At 62.1% G+C, this 1328-nt stretch carries 2 protein-coding genes; both read left to right on the top strand.

Annotated elements, in window-relative coordinates; all coding sequences use genetic code 11:
• Window positions 1-108 precede the first annotated feature (108 nt).
• Complete coding sequence (locus C404_RS0130710; protein WP_031330300.1) at window positions 109-621, top strand: ribbon-helix-helix domain-containing protein; 513 nt, start codon at window positions 109-111, stop codon at window positions 619-621.
• A 1-nt stretch (window position 622) separates the two neighbouring features.
• On the top strand, window positions 623-1328 hold a 706-nt coding region (locus C404_RS0130705; RefSeq protein ID WP_031330299.1), incomplete at its 3' end, for a replication initiation factor domain-containing protein.

The following is a 1328-nucleotide window of genomic DNA, read 5'->3' as shown; positions in this document are numbered from 1 at the left end:
CCCCGCGCTCTGCAAGCCATCCCCAGGCCGTTGCAAATCTGCTGCATAAAACCTTGTTATGCGGCATCACAACCGCTATGCTGCATCCAGATATGCACAGGAGCAGACATGGCAGGCACGAATCCCCGAATTTCCGTCACGCTCAAACCGTCCCTAGACGCTGCAATTCGCCGCCTAAGCGAGGCGACAGGACAGAGCAAGTCCTCCCTCGTTGCCGAGATATTGGAGCAAGCGGAGCCTGTTTTCGCACGCATGGCCACGGTGATTGAGGCAGCCAAAACAGCTACCAAGGAAGCCAAGGAACGCATGGCAGCGAACCTGGACGAAGCCCAGTCCAAGCTGGAAGTTCACCTTGGCCTGGTCAATGACCTGTTCGAGGAACACACAGCAGATCTGATCGGGGATATGGAGCAGATCGGTAGGCGTAAAGCGAAAGGGGCGGGAGGACGGACGCACGGCAGCGGAGCGACGCGCGCCCGCCCGCCCGCCCCGTCTCCCGTGAGCACTCCGGGAGCATCCAGACCCCCCCGTCTAACAGGGGGGTCACACCCCACCACACAGGAAAAGAAACAGGCACGGAAACGGCCCGCAAAGCCAAGCCCAGCAAGGAAAGGAGGCTGATTTGCCCCAGTTCGACGCATACACGGCCACGGCTCGGCTTGATGGCCCGGAAAAACTGCTCTCAGCGGCCTACATCTCCGGTGCGGAGATGAAGCAGCGGGAGGGGTACTTCAACGGCTTCGGGAACCTGATTTCCCTGCGGACAGAGCATGGCGAATATGCCTCCGTCGGGTGGGGCGGGCAGAACGAGGGATGGGCGCGCCTGGAAGTCAAAGGTTCGCTCACGCCGGTCGTCGTGGAGCGTCTGCGGGAGGCTATCCCGGACCATCGAGTGACACGCGTCGACTCGGCCCATGACGTGGACAAGCCGGGTGCCTGGGACGAGCTGCTCGGCATCTGCCTGGACGTGAAACGGGAGTTCCGGCTCAAGGGCGACAAGAGGGGGGACTGGGACGACTTCCCTGAGGACGGACGCACGCTCTACCTGGGCGCACCTTCCAGCCCGATCAGGGCCCGCCTCTACGAGAAGGGCAAGCAGCCCGAATACCGGCAGGCAGGGAAACCGGATTGGACTCGCTTAGAGCTTCAAATCAGCCCTCAGAAGGACGCTAGGGAGGTCTACAGCAAGCTTTCGGCGACAGAGGTATGGGGAGCGTCCAAGTACACGCGCGCGCTGGCTGCAAGGGTCCTGGAGAGCGAGCTAGCAGCCTATCCGCCTGGGACGGTCCGTAGGGACTCGCAACGCGATCGCGCGATACGGTTCATGT

The organism is Ralstonia sp. AU12-08 (genome assembly GCF_000442475.1).
Lineage (GTDB): Bacteria > Pseudomonadota > Gammaproteobacteria > Burkholderiales > Burkholderiaceae > Ralstonia > Ralstonia insidiosa.
Note: the sequence above shows the minus strand (reverse complement) of the source record. Positions and strands in the feature narration are given on the sequence as shown.

Coding starts and splice junctions, on each gene's coding strand:
- C404_RS0130710 (WP_031330300.1), top strand. CDS start 109: ATGGCAGGCACGAATCCCCGAATTTCCGTCACGCTCAAACCGTCCCTA.